This window comes from Dokdonia sp. PRO95, from assembly GCF_000355805.1.
Classification (GTDB): Bacteria; Bacteroidota; Bacteroidia; order Flavobacteriales; family Flavobacteriaceae; genus Dokdonia.
This window is the reverse complement of sequence record NZ_CM001837.1, coordinates 875,891-896,673: the sequence shown is the minus strand read 5'-3', so window position 1 is coordinate 896,673 and position 20,783 is coordinate 875,891. Positions and strand designations below refer to the sequence as shown.

At 37.8% G+C, this 20,783-nt stretch carries 16 protein-coding genes; 8 read left to right on the top strand and 8 right to left on the bottom strand.

Annotated features, from left to right (window positions below):
* Positions 1 to 97 precede the first annotated feature (97 nt).
* Together D017_RS03840 and odhB are read left to right on the top strand one after the other, a co-directional pair.
* Positions 98 to 2,845 carry a 2-oxoglutarate dehydrogenase E1 component gene (locus D017_RS03840; RefSeq protein WP_035337935.1) on the top strand — a complete coding sequence of 916 codons (2,748 nt, stop codon included), beginning with the start codon at positions 98 to 100 and terminating at the stop codon, positions 2,843 to 2,845.
* Positions 2,846 to 2,914: 69 nt separating this feature from the next.
* A complete protein-coding gene (gene odhB, locus D017_RS03835; protein WP_035334745.1) occupies positions 2,915 to 4,165 on the top strand; it encodes a 2-oxoglutarate dehydrogenase complex dihydrolipoyllysine-residue succinyltransferase in 1,251 nt (416 codons plus the stop codon).
* 274 nt (positions 4,166 to 4,439) lie between these two features.
* On the opposite strand, the gene D017_RS03830 is transcribed toward odhB, so the two are convergent.
* The 3 genes from D017_RS03830 to D017_RS15325 are packed head-to-tail and all read right to left on the bottom strand — an operon-like array spanning position 4,440 to position 7,243.
* Complete coding sequence (locus D017_RS03830) at positions 4,440 to 5,105, bottom strand: response regulator transcription factor (RefSeq protein ID WP_035334744.1); 666 nt, start codon at positions 5,103 to 5,105, stop codon at positions 4,440 to 4,442.
* An 11-nt stretch (positions 5,106 to 5,116) separates the two neighbouring features.
* Complete coding sequence (locus tag D017_RS03825) at positions 5,117 to 7,027, bottom strand: tetratricopeptide repeat-containing sensor histidine kinase (protein ID WP_035334743.1); 1,911 nt, start codon at positions 7,025 to 7,027, stop codon at positions 5,117 to 5,119.
* 45 nt (positions 7,028 to 7,072) lie between these two features.
* Positions 7,073 to 7,243 carry a hypothetical protein gene (locus tag D017_RS15325; protein ID WP_160164955.1) on the bottom strand — a complete coding sequence of 57 codons (171 nt, stop codon included), beginning with the start codon at positions 7,241 to 7,243 and terminating at the stop codon, positions 7,073 to 7,075.
* Between the two features lie 243 nt (positions 7,244 to 7,486).
* Between D017_RS15325 and D017_RS03820 the strand changes: the two genes are divergently transcribed.
* Positions 7,487 to 7,885: a hypothetical protein gene (locus D017_RS03820; RefSeq protein WP_035334742.1), complete on the top strand. Its 399-nt coding sequence runs from the start codon at positions 7,487 to 7,489 to the stop codon at positions 7,883 to 7,885.
* Here D017_RS03820 and dnaE read toward each other — a convergent pair whose 3' ends face one another.
* From dnaE to D017_RS03805, 3 genes are all read right to left on the bottom strand, one after another.
* Positions 7,886 to 12,277: a DNA polymerase III subunit alpha gene (dnaE, locus tag D017_RS03815; protein WP_035334741.1), complete on the bottom strand. Its 4,392-nt coding sequence runs from the start codon at positions 12,275 to 12,277 to the stop codon at positions 7,886 to 7,888. It lies immediately after the preceding gene.
* A 145-nt stretch (positions 12,278 to 12,422) separates the two neighbouring features.
* The gene (locus D017_RS03810; RefSeq protein ID WP_035334740.1) at positions 12,423 to 12,869 is read right to left on the bottom strand and encodes a PA2169 family four-helix-bundle protein; all 447 of its coding nucleotides are present in this window, start codon (positions 12,867 to 12,869) and stop codon (positions 12,423 to 12,425) included.
* A 379-nt stretch (positions 12,870 to 13,248) separates the two neighbouring features.
* Complete coding sequence (locus D017_RS03805) at positions 13,249 to 14,061, bottom strand: DUF6252 family protein (RefSeq protein WP_035334739.1); 813 nt, start codon at positions 14,059 to 14,061, stop codon at positions 13,249 to 13,251.
* A 131-nt stretch (positions 14,062 to 14,192) separates the two neighbouring features.
* Here D017_RS03805 and D017_RS03800 point away from each other — a divergent pair, with 131 nt between their 5' ends.
* The 4 genes from D017_RS03800 (at position 14,193) to D017_RS03785 (ending at position 17,467) form a co-directional block, all read left to right on the top strand.
* Positions 14,193 to 14,708, top strand: coding sequence for a 30S ribosomal protein S16 (locus D017_RS03800; protein ID WP_035334738.1), 516 nt, complete (start codon positions 14,193 to 14,195; stop codon positions 14,706 to 14,708).
* Positions 14,709 to 14,887: 179 nt separating this feature from the next.
* Entirely contained in the window at positions 14,888 to 15,412 is a 525-nt protein-coding gene (gene rimM, locus D017_RS03795; protein ID WP_035334737.1) for a ribosome maturation factor RimM, read from the top strand.
* Positions 15,412 to 16,230, top strand: a complete 819-nt coding sequence (locus D017_RS03790) for a methyltransferase (protein WP_035334736.1) — start codon at positions 15,412 to 15,414, stop codon at positions 16,228 to 16,230. The genes rimM and D017_RS03790 overlap by 1 nt, the downstream gene beginning before the upstream one ends.
* A 58-nt stretch (positions 16,231 to 16,288) precedes the next feature.
* Positions 16,289 to 17,467, top strand: a complete 1,179-nt coding sequence (locus D017_RS03785) for an acyl-CoA dehydrogenase family protein (RefSeq protein WP_035334735.1) — start codon at positions 16,289 to 16,291, stop codon at positions 17,465 to 17,467.
* A gap of 77 nt (positions 17,468 to 17,544) precedes the next feature.
* Here the strand turns inward: D017_RS03785 and D017_RS03780 are convergent, their stop codons facing one another.
* On the bottom strand, positions 17,545 to 18,447 hold the full coding sequence (locus D017_RS03780; protein WP_035334734.1) for a NifU family protein: 903 nt from the start codon (positions 18,445 to 18,447) through the stop codon (positions 17,545 to 17,547).
* Between the two features lie 306 nt (positions 18,448 to 18,753).
* Here D017_RS03780 and D017_RS03775 point away from each other — a divergent pair, with 306 nt between their 5' ends.
* On the top strand, positions 18,754 to 19,755 hold the full coding sequence (locus D017_RS03775) for a type IX secretion system membrane protein PorP/SprF (RefSeq protein ID WP_035334733.1): 1,002 nt from the start codon (positions 18,754 to 18,756) through the stop codon (positions 19,753 to 19,755).
* 93 nt (positions 19,756 to 19,848) lie between these two features.
* On the opposite strand, the gene D017_RS03770 is transcribed toward D017_RS03775, so the two are convergent.
* Positions 19,849 to 20,730 (bottom strand): OmpA family protein, encoded by an 882-nt coding sequence (locus D017_RS03770; RefSeq protein ID WP_035334731.1) that lies wholly within the window; start codon positions 20,728 to 20,730, stop codon positions 19,849 to 19,851.
* Positions 20,731 to 20,783 lie beyond the last annotated feature (53 nt).

The window sequence follows — 20,783 nt, the reverse complement described above, 5'->3', positions numbered from 1 at the left end:
AATTCTCTGTTATAAATATAGGTATTATATGTCCAAAAATGTTAATTATCGTATTTTTGCTTTTCTAAAGTCGCAAGACGCAGAACTTAAATATCAAATGGATAGATTTTCATTTCTGAATGCCGCACATACCGCTTACTTTGCTGAGCTTTACGATCAATATTTACTTAACCCAGATAGTGTAGAAGCTAGCTGGCGCGCTTTTTTTCAAGGTTTTGACTTTGGACTAGAAAGTGCAGAAGAGGTTACTGGTGATGTAGGGGGAGAGACTGTGGTTATTCCTGAAGGAATTCAAAAAGAATTTCAAATAGTAAAATTAATAGACGGATACCGTAACAGAGGTCACCTCTTTACAAAGACTAACCCTGTACGTGCACGTCGTAAATATGCACCTACACTAGAGATAGAAAACTTTGGACTCTCTAAGTCTGATCTTAGTACAGAGTTTGAAGCTGGTTCAATTTTAGGTATTGGGAAGAAGACGTTACAAGAGATTGTAAATCACCTTGAGGCCATATATTGTGACCACATAGGTATTGAGTATATGTACATTCGTAATCCAGAAGAGATTGCTTGGATACAGAACTGGCTCAATAAAAATGATAACCATCCTTCTTTTTCAAAAGAGGAAAAAAGGCATATTCTCAAAAAATTAAATCAAACAGCTTCTTTTGAAGGTTTCTTGCACTCTAAGTATGTAGGGCAAAAACGTTTTTCTGTAGAAGGTCTTGACGCTATGATTCCGGGACTTGATACGCTTATCGAGAGAGGGTCTGATAAAGGTGTTGAGCAATTTGTAGTAGGGATGGCACACCGTGGTCGTCTTAATGTTCTAGCAAATATCTTCGGAAAATCACCAGAGGCAATCTTTTCTGAGTTTGATGGAAAAGAGTATGATGAGGATGAACTTTTTGATGGAGATGTAAAATACCATATGGGGTGGACTAGCTTTCGCGAAAGCGATAAGGGACACAAAATACGTATGGACCTAGCACCTAACCCATCGCACCTCGAGACTGTAGGAGCAGTAATAGAGGGGATGTCTCGTGCAAAAATTGATAATCAGTTAGGAGGAGATGAGAAGAAAATTCTTCCTATTGCTATACACGGAGATGCTGCCGTAGCTGGTCAAGGTATTGTATATGAAATTGTGCAAATGGCACAGTTAGAAGGATATCGCACGGGTGGTACGATACATATCGTAGCAAATAACCAAGTAGGTTTTACTACAAACTATCTCGACGCGAGATCATCTACTTATAGTACAGATGTGGGTAAGGTTACCTTGTCTCCAGTACTACACGTAAATGCAGATGATGTAGAGTCTGTATGTCACGCATTTGCTTTTGCACTTGATTTTAGAATGCAATTTGGTCGTGATGTATTTATAGATATACTAGGTTATAGAAAGTATGGACATAATGAAGGTGATGAGCCTAGGTTTACACAGCCTTTACTATATAAAGCAATCTCAAAACACGCAAACCCACGTGATATCTATGCAGAAAGACTTCTTAAGGAAGGAATTATAGAAAAGGGATACGTTAAGCAGCTCGAAAAAGAATATAAAGATGATCTTGAAGAAGATCTTGAAGAATCTCGTAAGAGAGATAAAACGGTAATTACCGAGATTCTTGCAGATGACTGGGAAGGGTATGAGATAGGAAGTAGAGAAGATATTCTTACTCCTGTAGATACTACCTATGATATAAGTAAGCTAGATGTTATAGCAGATGGTATTACGAAGTTACCAGAAGATAAAAAGTTCATACGCAAGATACAGCGTATTGTTGCAGATAGAAATAAGCAGTATACAGAAAAGAACCAATTAGACTGGGGAATGGGTGAGCTTCTTGCTTACGGTTCTCTTATGGAAGAAGGATTTAATGTACGTATATCTGGACAAGACGTAGAGAGAGGAACATTTTCTCACCGTCACGCCATTATCAAAACAGAAGATGATGTAGAAGAGATCAATCTACACAACCGTTTAGACGTAGCTGGTAAGATGGATATCTATAACTCACTACTTTCTGAGTATGGAGTGGTAGGTTTTGACTACGGGTATGCGATGGCTGCTCCTAAGACACTTACTATCTGGGAGGCTCAATTTGGAGATTTTTCAAATGGTGCACAGATAATGTTAGACCAATACATAAGCGCAGCAGAGTCTAAGTGGAAAACACAAAACGGACTTGTGATGTTATTACCTCACGGGTATGAAGGTCAAGGTTCTGAGCACTCTAGTGCACGTATGGAACGTTACCTGCAGCTTTGTGCTACAGATAACCTTATAATGGCAGATGTAACGACGCCAGCAAACTTCTTTCACCTACTACGTCGCCAGATGAAGTGGAATTTCAGAAAGCCGCTTGTAGTTTTTACACCTAAATCCTTATTAAGGCACCCTCTTGTAGTGAGTACTAAAGAGGAGCTTACCACAGGGTCTTTTCTAGAAGTTCTTGATGACACTGAGGTAGATAAGAAGAAAGTTACATCACTTGTATTCTGTACAGGTAAATTTTATTATGATCTCTTAGAGCGTCGTAAGGAAAATGGACGTGATGATGTAGCCCTTGTACGTATAGAACAATTATTCCCGCTGCCACAAAAGCAGTTAGAAGATATTATAGCAACTTATCCTAATGTAACAGATTATGTCTGGGCACAAGAAGAGCCTAGAAATATGGGAGCTTGGGGTTATATGCTTATGAATTTTGATCAAGTAAAACTTAGAGTAGCATCGCGACGTGTTTATGCATCTCCAGCTGCGGGAAGTAGTACAAGATCAAAAGCAAGACACAAAAAAGTAATAGATAGCGTTTTTGAAGCGCCTGTAAAATAGTAACAATTAATAGCCGCCAGCGTCCTTCATCTAAGTAGGTTTAGTAATACTGGCGTAACCAGAAACATTATGGTTTTAGAAATGAAAGTCCCTTCACCGGGAGAATCCATCACAGAAGTTGAAATCGCACAATGGCTCGTTGAAGACGGCGATTATGTAGAAAAAGACCAGGCCATTGCCGAGGTAGACAGTGATAAAGCAACGCTCGAGCTTCCAGCAGAGATGAGTGGAGTCATTACACTTAAAGCAGAAGAAGGTGATGCTGTTGAGGTAGGTGCAGTTGTGTGCCTTATTGATACTGCTGCAGAGGCGCCAGCTACAGACACCTATGAAGGTGGAGATGAAGGTGGTGGAGATGGTAAAGTAGAAGAAAACCTTAAAAAAGAGCAGGCAGCAACTCCTAACACAGGAGAAAAAGCTCCTGCCGAAACTGAAAAGACATACGCATCTGGAACTCCAAGCCCAGCAGCAAGAAAAATTCTTGATGAAAAAGGAATGACTGCTAGCCAGGTTACGGGTACAGGTAGAGCTGGTCGCGTGACTAAAGAAGATGCTGTAAAAGCAACACCTTCTATGGGAACTCCAGGACCAGGTTCTAGAGGTGACTCACGTACTAAGTTATCTATGCTACGTCGTAAAGTTGCAGAACGTCTAGTAGAAGCAAAAAACACAACAGCAATGCTTACTACCTTTAACGAGGTAAATATGCAGCCTATATTTGACTTGCGTAAGCAATACAAAGAGGACTTTAAGGCAAAGCACGGTGTAGGTCTAGGTTTTATGTCTTTCTTTACATTAGCTGTAGTGAGAGCTCTTGAGATGTATCCTGCTGTAAACAGTATGATAGATGGTAAGGAGATGCTTACTTTTGATTATAAAGATATCTCAATTGCTGTATCAGGTCCTAAAGGACTTATGGTACCAGTTATTAGAAATGCAGAAAACCTTTCTTTTAGAGGGGTTGAGAGCGAGGTAAAACGCCTTGCAATAAGAGCTAGAGATGGTAAAATTACGGTAGATGAGATGACAGGAGGAACCTTTACAATCTCAAATGGAGGTGTATTTGGATCTATGTTATCTACACCTATCATAAACCCACCTCAATCTGGTATCTTAGGAATGCACAATATCGTAGAGCGCCCTATCGTAAAAGATGGTGAGATTGTAATCGCACCTATAATGTTTGTAGCATTATCTTATGATCACAGAATTATCGATGGTAAAGAGTCTGTAGGATTCTTAGTAGCTGTAAAAGAAGCACTAGAAGATCCTATTAACATTCTTATGGATGGAGATATCAAGAAAGCATTAGAAATGTAATTTGATATTTATCTTAATTCTAAAAAAAGTCTGCTCTCGAGCAGACTTTTTTGTTTTACAAAAAAAACACCCATCGGTACTTCGATAAGGTGTTTTTAGGTTGGGGGACCGTAGAATATTGATCATGGCACTATTACACTGTGTATAATATGCTATGAAGTTTCTTCAAAAAAATAATTTACAAGAACTTAATAAAGTATTATAAAGATAGGAGTGGATTGAGGTAAAATTTTACGTATTTCCTTTATTTACGTGTTTTTATTTAAAATTTATTTCAAATTAGACGTAAATCAGCTAGTAGTCGTATGAGATGTATGGTCGTTTTTGCGCCAAACTCTGTACGTAATTCGCGCAGTCGCTTCTCAATACTACTTCTACTATAGGGTTTGATATTTTTAGATTTGAAATAGTGCTGTATTTCATCTTGTGTTGCACCATCTGCTAGTAGACTCAATAATTCGATGTCGTAGTTGTTAAGTTCTACTAGATTTTTTTGCTTAACATTATCTGCAAGATGTTGAGAGATGTATTTCTCGCCTTTTGCGACTTGTTCTATTGCTTCTTTGAGATTTTCTAGACCTCTTCTATCTTTACATACATAACCATCTAGTAAACCCGATTTCCAGATACTATCAAAGCGTTGAGGGTGATCTTCCATGGTGTAAACGATTACTTTAATAGTGGGGTCTACTTCTTTTAATGCTCTAAAAAGATGCTCTCCAGAGGTAAGGCGCTCTTTTCGATATGATTCTTTAAAAGAAAGATCTGTTATTAAAAGATCAAAGGGAGCATTATCTTGAATTGCCATTTTGAACTCTAAAAAAGCCTCATCACAGTATTCGACGTGTACGATTTCTGGTATCTTGAGTTGTTTGAGAATAGAAGAGACTCCTAGTTTAATATTATCTATGTCTTCCGCTGCTAGTATTTTTTTAAACATGTTGCCGTAAATTAAATTGGAATGGATAATTCTGCTCTAAAGCCTTCATCTACTGCAGATTCAAATTGTATGTGTCCTCCTAAGCTTTTGATTCGATTTTGTGTATTTAATAAACCGCTGCCGCGATTACCTTTGGATAGTGATACTCCTTTACCGTTATCACTGTAATTTATTTCCAAGAGTTTATCTGCAGTTTTAAAAACAAGTGCAACAAGTGAAGCTTTACTGTGCTTTCTCATATTTGTCATTAACTCTTGTAGTACTCTGTAAATCTCAATTTTTACTTCTGGTTTAACAACGTTCCAGTCTATAGATTCAAGGCCTCTCAATATGAGTTTGCGTTCTGATGAGGTGTATGTTTGTAAATTCATTGCAAGCTCTGTTGGAAAGTTCCCATCTGTTTGTATAGGTTTTGTGTCTCTTGAAAGATCTCTACTTAGTTTGTAAATATCTTCAAGCCTATCTGCTACTGCTGGAGAATAGGCTTCATTTTCAACCTCATTCATAACTAAGTATATTTCGTTTGCTAGCTCATCATGAAGTTTTTTTGCAATGCGCTTTTCTGTTTCATAACGGTCTAGTAGTCGCTGTTTTTTTGATCGCTCACGTTGGTACAATATAAATATGACAGCAATTACTACAAGAGTTCCTATGCCTGCAAGGGCCCAGTTTATCTTTCTGCGTGCTATATCTTCTCGCAGTTGTGAGGCTGTAATTTGTTCTAAGGCTCTACTCTCTCGTTCTTCAGCTTTTTCTACATCGTAACGCAGTTTTGCAAACTCAAACTTAGCATTATTTTGAGCTTTAGTCAGCGAATCAGATAAAGAAGTATATTCTTCAAAAAGTACATTGGATTCTATAGTTACAGGTATTAAATAGTCCAAGGCCTTTATAACAGCTTCTGTATTTTTAGCTTTAGAAGAAATATTATAAGCTTGCTGGGCGTGATATGCAGTTTTTTTAGTGTTTTCTAATGTCATGTAAGCCTCAGCAAGATGTATGTGGCTTGCATATGCTCCAGGTATGTCATTTATATCACTTCTCAATGATAAAGCTTCTTCTAGTAAAAATATGGCGTCTTTATGCCCAGCCCGAGATTTTGCAAAGCCATAATTATCTTTTAGTCTATATAATGTTTTAAGTGACAGGCTGTCTTTATAAGCAAGACCTACTTCTAGTTGCTGTATAGCGCCATCATTATCACCAGATTTTAGAAGGGTAATGGCATAATTATTAATAAGTGAAGCCTTGCTGCTTGTGTTATTTGCAATTTGTAATGCCTTCCTATGATATCGTATAGCTTCTAGCCACAAGCCACGCTCTCTATATACTCTACCTAAAATGTCATAAAACCAAGAAATTTGAGAAAGATCTTTTAATGCATCACTGTAATCAAGAGCATTTACGATAGTATATTCTGCTCCGTCTATATCCCCCAGACTGGCTTGTATGTAGCTTGCCTTTTTTGAAATACGTATAACCTGTAAGCTATCGTTTATCTCACTATAAGATTCTATTGCCCGTACATAGTTAGAAAAAGCATCGGATGAGTTTTTCTTTTTTTGAAAGAAATCTCCTGTTTGAAAATAGGCTTTACCAATAAATCTTTTGTTTTTTAACCGTCTAGCTTCATATAATAGCTTTTTGCTTTGGGTTATAGCTTGGTCGTATTGATCGTCGTAGTAATACAAGTCACATCTATAGTCTAGCTGACCAAGATATACAGAGTCTGATACTTGTTTTGCCCAGTAAATGGCTTTTTCATTTGCAATCAGTCTATCCTCGTAAGTATTTTTCTTTTGGCGACTTAATTTTTTGTAGTACAGTAAACTATCCTCAGCTTTATTTTTTTGAGGTGGTAAGGCGCTGTAAACAGTAAAGCTATACAGTAAAAAGAGGGATGACAGAACAAGCTGTTTCATCCCTCTAAGATACGAATAAGGAAAAAATATTAAGATGCAGATAGTCTAATTACTCTCGTCTTCCTCATCTTCTCCTTTTTTTTCTTCCTCATTGTTGTCATCCTCTCCCCAAGTGCTTTCTATGCGATCACTTTCTTCAATAACGATGTCTGGAGTACAGGCAGTAAATGTAACTCCAATAAATAAAAATGCTAAAATGTAAGTTGTTGCTTTCATAATTTAAATGGTTTAGGGTTGAATTTCATGTAAGAAAAATCATACTTAACAAATAAAAATAGCTCGTTTTACGGATTTCCTTTATAGAACTAAGTGCTATTTATCGTTCTTTGTGTGCTGATTATCTTTTAGATACGTAAATATCTAGCTTATTAAGAGCGCTAGATGGAAAACCGATGGAAAATACTTTCCAGTCCTTAATAGAAAAAATGTAGGAATGATTTAGAAACAAAAACGACCATTATGATGTTTAGAAAAATTGTTTTGTCCGCTTTCGCGAAAGCGCAAACAGAAACCCCCGGAAACACAAAAACACAATGGGCAGATCACCTAGCAAATAGTCTCTGGTGTGAGTTTAATTACCAAATTTCAAGAAGAACACTTCTCAATTACTATAATAATTATATAGAAGATGTAGAAGCAAAAGAATTATCGCCTAATGCGAGGATGATAGAAAAGCTTTGCAAATACCTAGGTTACCCAAATTATGGAGCATTCATTTTGCATCAGGCTAGTATACAGAGTGTAAAAAGTAACGAGCATTCACAAAAATTCACCTACACACTAGAGACAGATAGTTACATGGAAGAAGTAACTATCTTAGTGCGAAGGAAGTTGTTAAATCCTCGTAATGTGGCGTAGCTAGTTTAATTTATAGTGAACACTGTTCTCTTCTAAGGTGTCTAGAAGTTCTTGACAAATTCTTACTTTCATGCGTTTACTAGGCATTTTTACAAAGAGTTTTTCAAGTGGTTCAAATACTTGAAAGTGGAGCTTTGCATCGCCTACATGGAGATCAAGAATATTCTTTATTTCTTCTATGCGGGCTTCCGCAACCTCGTTGATGTCAATATTTATGGTGAGTTTCTTTGCGTTTGTTTCCATCACATCCTGCAATTGCTGGATACTATTAAACTGCGTTCTTGGATCACCTTTTCTACCTGTTTCTCTGTTTGTAAACCCATCCTTAATAAACACTTTTGCATGTATGAAGCTATTAGGGATCAAAAAGTGACGCATCTTGAGATACTCCTCTCCAAACATTCTAAACTCAAAGGAATCTGTAAAATCTTCAACAGTAAAAGCTGCCCATCCTTTTCCATTTTTTGATACGCGATGTTGTACGTCAGATATTACGCCACCAAAGGTGAGCTCTCTATTGACGTAAGCCTCCATCTGGTGAAAATTAGACACCGTTGCATTACAAAATGTTTCCATTTCTGTCTTAAAATCATCTAGCGGATGGCCAGAGATATATACTCCTACAACCTCCTTCTCGCGTTTGAGTTTTTCCATAGTTCCCCATTCTTCACATGGAGGAACTTCTGGTTCTGGTATTTGGACTTCGCTAGACTCTCCAAAGAGACTTACCTGTGAGCTGTTTTCATTTTCTTGATAACGAGCACCATATTTTACGGCTTTTTCTAAGAAAGTAATACCATCTCCGTCATGATTAAAAAATTGAGCGCGATGAGTATCACCATCTAGTTCATCAAACCCACCCGCTAGAGCAAGACTTTCAAAAGCTTTTTTGTTTGCTGCACGTAAGTCTACACGACGAGCAAAGTCAAAAACAGATTTGTATTTTCCTTCTTTTCTATTTTCTACAATAGTGGCAACAGCTCCTGTACCTACGCCTTTTACCGCACCCATACCAAAACGTACAGCGCCATTATCATTTACCGTAAATTTTCTAAAAGATTCATTTACATCTGGCCCTAGTACTTCTAGTCCCATACGTTTTGCCTCTTCCATAAAGAATGTTACTTGCTTTATGTCATTCATGTTGTTAGACAGTACAGCGGCAAGATACTCTGCTGGGTAGTGTGCTTTTAAATATGCTGTTTGGTAAGCAATCCATGCGTAACATGTAGAGTGTGACTTGTTAAATGCATATGCGGCAAATGCTTCCCAGTCTTTCCAGATTTTCTCTAGTTTTTCTGGGTCATGTCCTTTGGCAGAAGCCTGCTCTATAAACTTAGGCTTCATTTTATCAAGAACGGCAATTTGCTTTTTACCCATTGCCTTACGAAGTACATCGGCCTCACCTTTTGTAAAATCTGCAAGCTTTTGAGAAAGAAGCATTACTTGCTCCTGGTAGACAGTAATACCGTACGTTTCCTTAAGGTATTCTTCCATGGCTGGAAGGTCATATTCTATCTCTTCTTCTCCGTGTTTTCTTCTTACGAATGACGGTATGTATTCCATCGGTCCAGGGCGATACAAGGCATTCATTGCAATAAGATCTTCAAACACGGTAGGTTTGAGCGATTGCATGTGCTTTTGCATTCCTGGAGATTCATACTGAAATATCCCTACGGTATCACCGCGCTGGAATAACTCATACGTTTTTTCGTCATCAAGGGGGAAGTTCTCTGGGTCGAGATCTATATCATGACGATACTTAACAAGCTTAACAGTATCTTTTATAAGTGTAAGGGTCTTCAGACCCAAGAAATCCATTTTAAGTAGCCCAGCTTCCTCTACTACAGAGTTATCAAATTGGGTTACGTAAAGATCAGAATCTTTGGCTAGTGCAACAGGTACAAAGTTTGTAATGTCACTAGGTGTGATAATCACACCACAAGCATGTATTCCTGTATTACGTACAGATCCTTCTAACTGTCTTGCTTGACGTAGCATTTGCCCTTCCAGGTTGTCTTGAGTCTCTATATTTATAAGCTCTTGTACCTTAGGCAAATCATCAGATCTAAAAGAACTACGCAACTCTGCATCTGTCTTACCAAAGATCTTGCGTAGCTTACTCATAGTAGGTATGAGCTTTGCAATACGGTCTGCATCTCCTAGTGATAAATCTAGCGCTCTAGAAGTGTCTCTTATGGATGACTTTGCAGCCATTGTACCGTAAGTGATGATTTGTGCTACTTGATTTGCACCATACTTATCAATCACATATTGCATTACACGCCCACGACCTTCATCATCAAAGTCAATATCAATATCGGGCATACTCACACGATCCGGATTTAAGAAACGCTCAAAAAGCAAATCATACTTCATCGGGTCTATGTTTGTAATCCATAAACAGTATGCTGCAACAGATCCCGCTGCAGATCCACGTCCGGGACCTACCGAAACGTCCATGTTACGAGCTTCTCTTATAAAGTCTTCTACAATCAAGAAGTATCCTGGGTAACCTGTTTTTTCAATTACATCTAGCTCAAAGTCTAAGCGTTCTATAACTTCTTCAGAGAGATCCTGTCCGTATCGTTTTTTTGCTCCCTCGTAAACAAGATGTTTTAAGAAAGCATTTTCACCGCGTTTTCCACCATCTATGGCATCTTCTGGAGATACAAATTCTTGTGGTATGTCAAATGCTGGAAGTAATACATCTCTTGCTAGTTCGTAAGGTTCAATTTTATCAACAACCTCTTGTACATTTAAGATAGCTTCTGGCACATCTGCAAAAAGCGTTTTCATCTCATCTGCACTCTTAAAGTAGTATTCGTCGTTTGGTAAACCAAAACGATATCCTCTACCTCGACCCTTTGGTGTTGCTACTTTCTCACCATCTTTTACACAAAGTAAAACATCATGCGCATCTGCATCAGATTTATCAATGTAGAAGGTGTTATTAGAAGCAATAAGTTTTACGTTATGCTTTCGCGAAAGCGTAATTAAAACAGGCATCACACGATCTTCATCTTCTTGACCGTGACGCATGAGCTCGACATAGAGGTCGTCACCAAATTGTTCTTTCCACCAAATAAGAGATTCCTCGGCTTGTTTTTCTCCTACATTAAGAATCTTACTTGGCACTTCACCATATAAATTTCCCGTGAGTACAATGAGATCTTCTTTGTATTGCTCAATTACTTGTTTGTCTATTCTAGGAACGTAGTAAAACCCATCTGTATAGGCTATAGAGGCCATTTTACAGAGATTTTGATATCCGTTTTTGTTTTTGGCGAGTATCACTATTTGGTACCCATTGTCCTTCTGGCTTTTGTTTTTGTGGTCTACACATACGTTAAACTCACAACCAATAATGGCTTTAAGAGGTACTCCCTCCGGTTCTTCTCCCGCCTCTACGGCTGCGGCATTTGCTTTTTTTACGCCTGCGTTATGTGACTTTACCGCTTTTGTAAAGTGAAAAGCACCCATCATATTACCCATATCTGTCATAGCAACAGCGGGCATTTTGTGTAGTGTGGCAGCTTTTACAATATCTTGAACGCTTGCGGTAGATTGTAATATGGAGAATTGTGAGTGGTTATGAAGGTGAGCAAACTTTACATCAGAAAGTTGTTCTTTATTTTCCTCTATCTCTGCCTTAGAAATCTCTGGAGTATCATCTTGGGCAGCTAGTGCTTGGGCAATTTTTGCCGAAGCCTTTTTGAGATTTATGTGTTTGAGTCCAATGAACTCAATAGGCTGTGGATTAGATTGAGAGAATCTATCAAAATAATCTGGTGCAACATCAAGTTCCTCTTTTGTGTAAACACGCTGGCGTATCAGTTCTAAAAAGCAACGAGTAGTTGCCTCCACATCTGCCGTGGCATTGTGCGCCTCGCCAAAACCTTCGCCAAAAAGATGATTGTGAAGCTCTGTAAGCGTAGGTAGTTTAAACTTGCCACCACGTCCTCCAGGTAGCTGGCATAGAGTGGCGGTCTTTTCTGTACAGGTATCTAGTACGGGTAGTTCTTGAAGGTTATTACCTACATTGAGTCTGTGGAACTCGGCACCCATAATATTAGTATCAAAGCCCACATTCTGACCTACAACATACTTTGATTTTGAAAGTGCAATATTAAATTTTGAGAGTACTTCAGAGAGTTCAATCCCATCTCTTTCGGCAAGTGCTGTAGAGATACCGTGTATGCGCTCTGCATCATAAGGAATGTCAAATCCATCTGGCTTGATAAGATAATCCTGATGCTCTATGACGTTACCCATCTCATCATGCAACTGCCATGCGATCTGTATCGCTCTAGGCCAGTTATCTGAGTCTGTAAGTGGAGCGTTCCAGTTTTTAGGAAGTCCGGTGGTTTCGGTATCAAAAATAAGGTACATAGGCGTAGAAAAAGTGGATATGAAAAGTACTACATTTTAGTGCTTTTTACATGAAATTACAGCTATGAGTTATCAACTTTTATGCACAAAAAAAATCCAGCCATTATGGCTGGATTTTTAATTTTATCTGGTGTGCTTAATGTGCTTATGCCCACTCTTCTAAAGTCTTTACTTCATTCAATGCATTCTGGATGCTATTGCGTTGTTTCTCTAATACATTTCTTGTAGAACTTGGAAGTGATGTCTCTGCGAGTACTTCATTATATGCTTCTACTGATGCTTTCTCTCCACGAATTGCTTCTTCTAGTGTTGACTCATCATCATCTGTAGAGAATGCTGTTTTAACGTCCATCCATGCTCTGTGCATATCTGCTTGGAAACTTGTTCCCTTATCTACTTCTTGTCCAAAACTTCTTACCTCTTCTTTAATTTCATGCCCAAAGTTGTATCTGTCTTGTGCACGGTTCTGAAAAAAGTTTTTTAAGCCAGTATTTTTTACATTTTCAGCTGCTTTCTTGTAGCCAGCCTCTGCATCATATGACTTCGTTAATAGGTTGTTTAATTTATCTGCTACTTCCTCTGTATAGTTCATAATGTCTGTTTTTGTTGTTAGTATTGGTGTAAAGATATGGGCTTAAAACACTATACATAAAGGGTTTAACTACCTTTAACCCAAAGTGATTATAATTGGCTTCTTTTAACGTAAAAGGATGTTAATTGTCTTAATAGTATGATAAGACGGGAGGCAATGGAAGATAGTACTGGTAAAACAGAGCGGTTAAAAGTCAATAAACAACTTTTCTTGATAGATCAAGTATCTTAACCTAAGACAAGGGTAGTTGCTAGGTAATTGTGAGAACTACCTATTTGAGAATGTCGTTTGTAAATTTTTTAAACGAGAGGTTAAGAGGTCAATGCTGATGCCTATAAACTTAGTGATGCATTAAATGGGAAGTGTAATGTTAAGTTCACTAGTAATTAATGGTGAACGCACCATCAGTAATTGAAAAACCTTGCGCAGTCATAAAGTTAAATGTACCTAAGGCTATGTTATTTTCTTGATCATTAGCAATTATCGTAATCTCACCAGATATGGCATTTGAGATTCCTGAAGGAGTGGTGTAAGCGGCAGAGAAGTCAGGATTTGAACCAATAGTGTATGTTCCAGCTGTGCTGTTTATAGGGAAGCTTATAGCTATATTGGTAGAAGATGTACGGCCTAGAACCGTGATAACATTACCAGAGATAATGTGATTAATGACTATAGAATTGAAAACCGTAGTATTAATGAGAGCTTCAAAATTGTCATCTACATCTTCAATTTCTGGTTCAATTACTGTAGGAGTAAGTATAGGAACTCTATAAACGACACCTCTGCTAAATACGACAGTATCTGCAAGAAAAGGTGTAAACGCAGTAAACTTAAAATCACCAGAAATCGAACTACTCCCGTTAAATGAGAAGTCTAGTAAGCCGCTGGCTTTTGAAGATTCGGTTGTAAATACCTTTCCGTCTTTATCAATATATGTTGCAATGTTAGGATTGTTCTGACCACCGAAGGTGATTTGAGTCTGCGCTTGATTTTGTATTTGGAAGCTTATTACCTCTTCACCGCGCTCTCCTTTTAAAAATAAATCACCATTTTCATCAAGAATAGCTCTACTGTCTGTAGTGCGTAGTAATACAGTATCACGCACACCTTGAAGTGCAGGTGTATTATCTTCTATAGTACTACAAGAAATAAAAGTGACAATAGAGATGAGAGCAAACAGTAAATTACGCATAATAAAAAATCAATAATAGAGGGCAAAAGTACTTTATATTAAAGATATAACGTGATGAGTGCCAGAAAAATTATAGTATATTTGCACACTTATTTAAAAAACGGGGTCGGGTACCCCACAAATTAACTTTTATGTCAGTTAAAATTAGATTACAAAGACACGGTAAGAAAGGTAAACCTTTTTACTGGGTTGTAGCAGCAGATGCTCGCGCAAAGAGAGATGGTAAATACTTAGAAAAAATAGGTACTTACAATCCTAACAGTAACCCAGCAATCATCGACCTTGATGTTGATCTTGCTGTAACATGGTTACAAAACGGAGCGCAGCCTACAGAAACTGCAAAGCGTCTTCTTTCTTATAAAGGAGCAATGCTTAAAAATCACCTAGCTGGTGGTGTGCGTAAAGGTGCACTTACTGAAGAGCAAGCAGAAGAGAAATTTAATGCTTGGGTAGCGGAGAAAGCTAGTAAAGTAGAAGCTAAGAAAGGAAGTCTTTCTCAAGCAGAAGAAAAAGCAAAAGCAGAAGCTCTTGCAGCTGAAAAAGCTGTAAACGAGGCTCGTATCGCAGCAGCTCAACCAGAAGTGGTTGCAGACGCTGAAGATGCACCTGCAGAAGGTGAAGCAGCAGCTTCAGATTCTGAAGAGTAAAAAACTCGTGGAAGCAGTTATGCTTTCGCAACATTTTGAAAATGCCCTGATTTAATTATTGGGGCTTTTTTTATGGCTTAAATTTATTGCTGCTCTATTGAGGTCAAACGCGATGCTTGATATTGCTTATCAATTAACTTTTAAGACTTTTTATAAGATATCCCGTATTTTTACACCCTATGAAAAAAGAAGATTGTTTCTACCTCGGAAAAATAGTTAGAAAGTATAGTTTTAAAGGTGAACTTCTGGCTAAACTTGATACTGACGAACCAGAAATGTATGTAGACATGGACTCCGTGTTTATTGATTTTGGGCCTAGTCTTGTACCTTATTTTGTAGAGACCTCACAGTTACATAAATCTAGTTTGCTTCGTGTGAAATTTGAAGATATAGATACGGAAGAAGATGCAGATGATATGATAGGCGCAGGTTTATATTTGCCTCTAGATTTGCTTCCTGAGTTAAAGGGAGATCAATTTTACTTCCACGAGGTAGTAGGCTTTACTGCGGTAGACAAAGCTTTTGGTGAGATAGGTACCATCACTTATGTAAATGATAGTAACACACAGGCTATTTTTGAGATAGATCGTGATGGCTCTCAAGTACTCATCCCTATGGTAGATGACTTTATCAAAAAGCTAGACCGCGAGAACAAGCAAATGCATTTTGAACTACCTGAAGGCTTGATAGATTTATACATATAATGTCATCAAAACCCTTTAAATTCAAACAGTTTACCATCGCTCAAGATCGCTGTGCGATGAAAATAGGCACAGATGGTGTCTTGCTAGGTGCTTGGACGTCTACAGAGGCTTACCCAGATAGTATACTTGATATAGGGACAGGCACAGGTGTGATAGCACTTATGCTTGCACAACGCTGCGATGCACAAACTATAGATGCTGTAGAGCTAGATGATAATGCCTATGAGCAGGCTACCGAAAATTTTGAAAACAGTGACTGGGGCGATCGTTTGTTTTGTTACCACGCACATTTATACGAGTTTGCGGCAGAGGTAGATGATGAGTATGACCTTATAGTTTGTAACCCGCCATTTTATACAGAAGATCTCACACAAGCCTCGCAAGACGCATTAAAAGAAAAGTCGCAAAATGATGGTGCAGCCCAAGATGCAAGAGAACAAGCAAGGTTTGAGTCTGCGATGCCTTTTGAATTACTTGTGGGAGCGGTAGCAAAGCTGCTTTCGCCAGAAGGTACATTTAACGTGATAATCCCTTATGAGCGTGAAGAGGATTTTATTTTGCTATGTTCTAGAGCACAACTTGTGCCTACAAGAATTACCAGAGTAAAAGGAACCCCAGACGCACCAGTAAAGCGCAGTCTTATGTCTTTCTCATTTGCTGTTCAAGATGAAGAAGTGGTAGATGGAGAAGACCGCTTTCGCGAAAGCGTAACCCCGCAAAGTCCCGCAGAGATAACAACGCTTATTATCGAAAAGTCACGTCACGATTATACTGACGCATATGTCTCACTAGTTAAAGACTTCTATATCAAAATGTAAGCTGGGTTTTGGGCATTGAAAACGTTTTCGCTACTTTTACGATGCAAAAAACTAAGCTATGAAACCAGATCTTTTTGAGGCTCCAGATTATTATAATCTAGACGACCTTCTTACCGAAGAACATAAATTAATACGTGATGCTGCCCGTGCTTGGGTAAAGCGTGACGTATCACCTATAATAGAGCAAGCAGCGCAAGATGCAAAGTTTCCAAAGTCTATCATTCCAGGCCTAGCAGAAATAGGTGCTTTTGGACCATATATCCCTGAGCAATATGGCGGAGCCGGCTTAGATCAAATTTCTTACGGACTTATAATGCAAGAGATAGAGCGTGGTGACTCTGGTGTGCGATCTACTGCCTCTGTACAATCTTCACTAGTGATGTATCCTATATGGAAATATGGCTCTGAAGAGCAACGTAGCAAGTTTTTACCAAAACTAGCCTCTGGTGAGTTTATGGGGTCTTTTGGACTTACAGAACCAGATCACGGGTCTAATCCTAGTGGGATGGTCACAAACTTTAAAGATATGGGAGACCATTATCTTTTAAACGGGGCAAAACTTTGGATCTCAAATAGCCCATTTTGTGATGTGGCTGTTGTGTGGGCAAAAAATGAAGAAGGACGTATACACGGTCTTATAGTAGAAAGAGGAATGGAAGGATTTTCTACTCCAGAGACTCACAATAAATGGTCACTTAGAGCAAGTGCCACAGGAGAGCTCATCTTTCAAGATGTAAAAGTGCCTAAAGAAAATTTATTGCCAAACAAATCTGGATTAGGAGCGCCATTAGGTTGTCTTGATTCGGCACGATTTGGTATTGCTTGGGGAGCGATAGGAGCTGCAATGGACTGTTATGATACTGCATTGCGTTATGCAAAAGAGCGTATCCAATTTGGAAAGCCTATTGCTGCTTTCCAATTGCAGCAAAAGAAGCTTGCAGAAATGATTACAGAGATTACAAAGGCACAATTATTAGCTTTTAGACTAGGACAGCTCAAAAATGAAGATAGAGCTACGTCTGCACAAATATCTATGGCAAAGCGTAATAATGTTGAGATGGCTATAAAAATTGCTCGTGAGGCACGCCAGATGCTAGGTGGTATGGGTATTACAGGAGAGTATAGTATAATGCGCCATATGATGAACCTAGAGAGTGTAATCACGTATGAAGGTACGCACGACATACACTTGCTTATAACAGGGCTTGATATTACAGGAGAGAATGCTTTTAAATAGTAAACGTTACTCTAACAGAAAAAGCCTCATTACATTTTTATGTAATGAGGCTTTTTTAATTTTGTGAGATTATAAATCTAGCCGTTAATAGCTTCTACCATATTAATCTTACCTGGTAGCATTTGCTTAAGCATATTTTCTATTCCGTTTTTAAGTGTAAACGTACTAGAAGGACAACCACTACAAGCTCCTTGAAGAATTACAGAAACATTTTGTGTTTTTGGATCATATCCCTTGAACATGATATTTCCACCGTCACTTGCAACTGCTGGTTTTACATACTCTTCAATAATGTTTACTATTTCCTTAGAGATATCATCGAGGCTCTCAAACTTTTCTTCGGCGATTGCTTCTGCTTGCTGTGGCGTTTTAAGTTGAGCCGCTGTTACAATTTCTTTTCCATCTTGAATGTAGTCACGTATAAACTCTCTAGTTTCAGTTACAACTTCATCCCACTCTGCAACATCATACTTTTGAACAGATATGTAGTTTTCATCAAAGAAAACTTCCTTTACATAAGGAAGGTGAAACAAAGCCTTTGCCATAGGAGCATTTGCCGTGTCATCTATACTTTTAAACTCAAAAGCTGTAGTAACCAGCTTTTTATTTGCTACAAACTTAAGTGTTGATGGGTTAGGTGTGGACTCGGCATAAACTGTTACCGGTATTTTCTTTGCGGCAACATCTTCTATGATAACAAGTCCATTATCGTTAAGATAATCTTCTATTTGATTTGCAACTTCTTGTTGAACATCAATCCACTCTACAATGTTGTACTTTTCTATAGCAACAAAGTTCTGAGTAATATATACTGTTTTTACAAATGGAAGATAAAACAACTGTTGAGCAAGCGGCGAATTTGCAGCTTCATCTATATTTTTAAATTCGTAGCTGTTATGATTAACTAGAAATTGATCTGCCTGAAATTTTTTAATAGCAGGGTTAGAAGTTCCTTCTACAGATATACTATATGTTGACATTGATAATTTTTTTTACAAAGGTAGGGAAGATAGAGCGTACTTGGTATATAAAGTGCGGGTAATGGGTTTATAGATTTTTATTGTTAATGTACTTCATTATATAGCTAAAACACTAACAAATAATCGTTGCTATTAAAGGAATGTCTATTGTAGTTGGGTAGTTATATGGCGTGATGTATTGTAAAAAGTCCTATATTTGAGAGCTATGGAAGTATTGTCTTTTATAGATCTTACTCAAGTTAAAAGTATACAGTCGTATGGGGCAATAATCCTTCGATTTGTAGCCGTATAGAAAAAGAAAAGTCCATGAGTCTAAAGAAATCCTACTTTCTAATAGCGTTGTTTTTTACGCAGTTTGCCATAGCTCAAGAAGGTATTCCGGTATATCTTGATTATCTACAAGACAATTTGTATTTATTACATCCATCGATGGCAGGTGCTTCACAAACTACTAAATTGAGAGGAACAGCTCGCTCACAATGGGCCGGACTAGAGGATGCGCCAGCATTACAAACTATAAGTATTAATGGTCGCTTAGGAGATAATATAGGAGTAGGAGGGATATTATTTAACGATAGTAATGGTTACTTTTCTCAACAAGGAGCTTATGCAACTTTTGCATATCATTTATTATTAGGTAGAAATTATATAGATTTAAATCAATTGTCCTTTGGTATAAGTGCAGGTATAATTCAAGGAAAACTTGACGAAACTAGCTTTGATCTTACAGATTTTGACCCTATTATAGCTGGCATTGAGCAAAGCGATTCTTATGTAAACATTGACTTCGGAGTGTCTTATAACTTTTTAGACTTCTCTGCTCATTTTGCTGTAAAAAATGCTATTCCAGTAAAGCGTGACATCTTTAGTGAAGATTTTGAGTCTAGCAATCAACGACGTTATTTAATATCTATGGCTTATACAATCTCTCCTAATTTTTCTAATTGGAGTTTTGAGCCATCTGTGTTATTTCAAGCAACTGATACCACAGGCGAGTCTACTTTTGATGTAAACGGTAAGGCATATTACAAAACAGATTGGGGAAGACTATGGGGAGGACTTTCTTATAGGAGAAGTTTTGATGGAGCAGAGTTTACCACAAACGGAGAATCTATTGAGTCTCAAAAGCTACAGTATGTAACACCGTTTGTAGGTGGTATGTATGATCGTTTTATGATAGGATATACCTATTCATACCAAAGCAATTCAGTGGTGCTAACTAACGGAGGTTTTCATCAGATTACACTTGGTATCAACCTAGGTAAAAATAAAGAACCTTATGACTGTAACTGCCCTGCTATCAACTAGCATTCGGTTAGATACTTAGTTTAAAATATAAAAAATCCCTCGCCTTAACTGGCGAGGGATTTTTAGTTTTATAAATATAAGGGATTATAGCTCTTATTCATTTGATGCCATTAGGGCTAAAAATTTATCAAGATTAGGTAGAATTAAAATTCTAGTTCTTCTATTTCTTGACATATTCTCTTTAGTATCATTTTCTACTAAAGGAACATAACTACTACGTCCAGAAGCAATAAGTTTAGATGGATCTACATTATGATTATTTTGTAGCTCACGTACAATTGCTGTAGCGCGTTGTACACTTAGATCCCAGTTGTCTTTAAGGTATGAGCCTTTCTTTACAGTACGACTATCTGTATGACCTTCTACCATAACTTCTACAGCGGGTTCAGAATTTACTACGGCAGCAATACGTCTTAAAAGAGCATCTGCTTCCTTACTTACTCTATAGCTTCCAGAGCGAAATAACATCTTGTCTGAAATAGAAATCTGTACTACAGTATCATCTATATCTATATTAATGTCATCTAGTGCATTTGCTCCGTAAACATCTTTATCAAGGTTACGTTTAAGTTTATGAGAAACGGCAAGATTCATTGAGTCTTCTAGCGTTTGAGCTAGAGCAAGCTCACTTGGATCTACATTTGCCAGTGCAGCACGTAGCTTTTGCTTTGTGTTTTCTGACATTACTGTACCCTTAGCAGTAATTTCAAATTTAGCGTCATTAGATGCTTGTAAATCAACGTTAGAATCACGTAAAGAATTAATTTTAGTATTGTAATCATCTACACGTTGCTCTATAGCCGCATATTTTGCTTCTATTTCTTCTTTTTCTACTTTAGTTTTAGTCAAAGTAACTTTTGTAGTGTCGTACTCAGACTGAAGCTGAGTGTATTTCTTTTTTGAGACGCAAGAGGTAAGTGCTCCAGCAGTCATTGCAATAAGTAGGGTATTCTTTGTAACTCTTGAAATAATCATAAGTGTTTAGTTTAGTGTTTACTTCTTAGTTATACGGTGGGAGGTTTTTATAT

What these genes read in the sequence shown, in the direction of transcription:
- D017_RS03840 (WP_035337935.1), top strand. Translation starts at nt 98, where the DNA reads ATGGATAGATTTTCATTTCTGAATGCCGCACATACCGCTTACTTTGCT.
- odhB (WP_035334745.1), top strand. Translation starts at nt 2,915, where the DNA reads ATGGTTTTAGAAATGAAAGTCCCTTCACCGGGAGAATCCATCACAGAA.
- D017_RS03830 (WP_035334744.1), bottom strand. Translation starts at nt 5,105, where the DNA reads ATGTTTAAAAAAATACTAGCAGCGGAAGACATAGATAATATTAAACTA.
- D017_RS03825 (WP_035334743.1), bottom strand. Translation starts at nt 7,027, where the DNA reads ATGAAACAGCTTGTTCTGTCATCCCTCTTTTTACTGTATAGCTTTACT.
- D017_RS15325 (WP_160164955.1), bottom strand. Translation starts at nt 7,243, where the DNA reads ATGAAAGCAACAACTTACATTTTAGCATTTTTATTTATTGGAGTTACA.
- D017_RS03820 (WP_035334742.1), top strand. Translation starts at nt 7,487, where the DNA reads ATGATGTTTAGAAAAATTGTTTTGTCCGCTTTCGCGAAAGCGCAAACA.
- dnaE (WP_035334741.1), bottom strand. Translation starts at nt 12,277, where the DNA reads ATGTACCTTATTTTTGATACCGAAACCACCGGACTTCCTAAAAACTGG.
- D017_RS03810 (WP_035334740.1), bottom strand. Translation starts at nt 12,869, where the DNA reads ATGAACTATACAGAGGAAGTAGCAGATAAATTAAACAACCTATTAACG.
- D017_RS03805 (WP_035334739.1), bottom strand. Translation starts at nt 14,061, where the DNA reads ATGCGTAATTTACTGTTTGCTCTCATCTCTATTGTCACTTTTATTTCT.
- D017_RS03800 (WP_035334738.1), top strand. Translation starts at nt 14,193, where the DNA reads ATGTCAGTTAAAATTAGATTACAAAGACACGGTAAGAAAGGTAAACCT.
- rimM (WP_035334737.1), top strand. Translation starts at nt 14,888, where the DNA reads ATGAAAAAAGAAGATTGTTTCTACCTCGGAAAAATAGTTAGAAAGTAT.
- D017_RS03790 (WP_035334736.1), top strand. Translation starts at nt 15,412, where the DNA reads ATGTCATCAAAACCCTTTAAATTCAAACAGTTTACCATCGCTCAAGAT.
- D017_RS03785 (WP_035334735.1), top strand. Translation starts at nt 16,289, where the DNA reads ATGAAACCAGATCTTTTTGAGGCTCCAGATTATTATAATCTAGACGAC.
- D017_RS03780 (WP_035334734.1), bottom strand. Translation starts at nt 18,447, where the DNA reads ATGTCAACATATAGTATATCTGTAGAAGGAACTTCTAACCCTGCTATT.
- D017_RS03775 (WP_035334733.1), top strand. Translation starts at nt 18,754, where the DNA reads ATGAGTCTAAAGAAATCCTACTTTCTAATAGCGTTGTTTTTTACGCAG.
- D017_RS03770 (WP_035334731.1), bottom strand. Translation starts at nt 20,730, where the DNA reads ATGATTATTTCAAGAGTTACAAAGAATACCCTACTTATTGCAATGACT.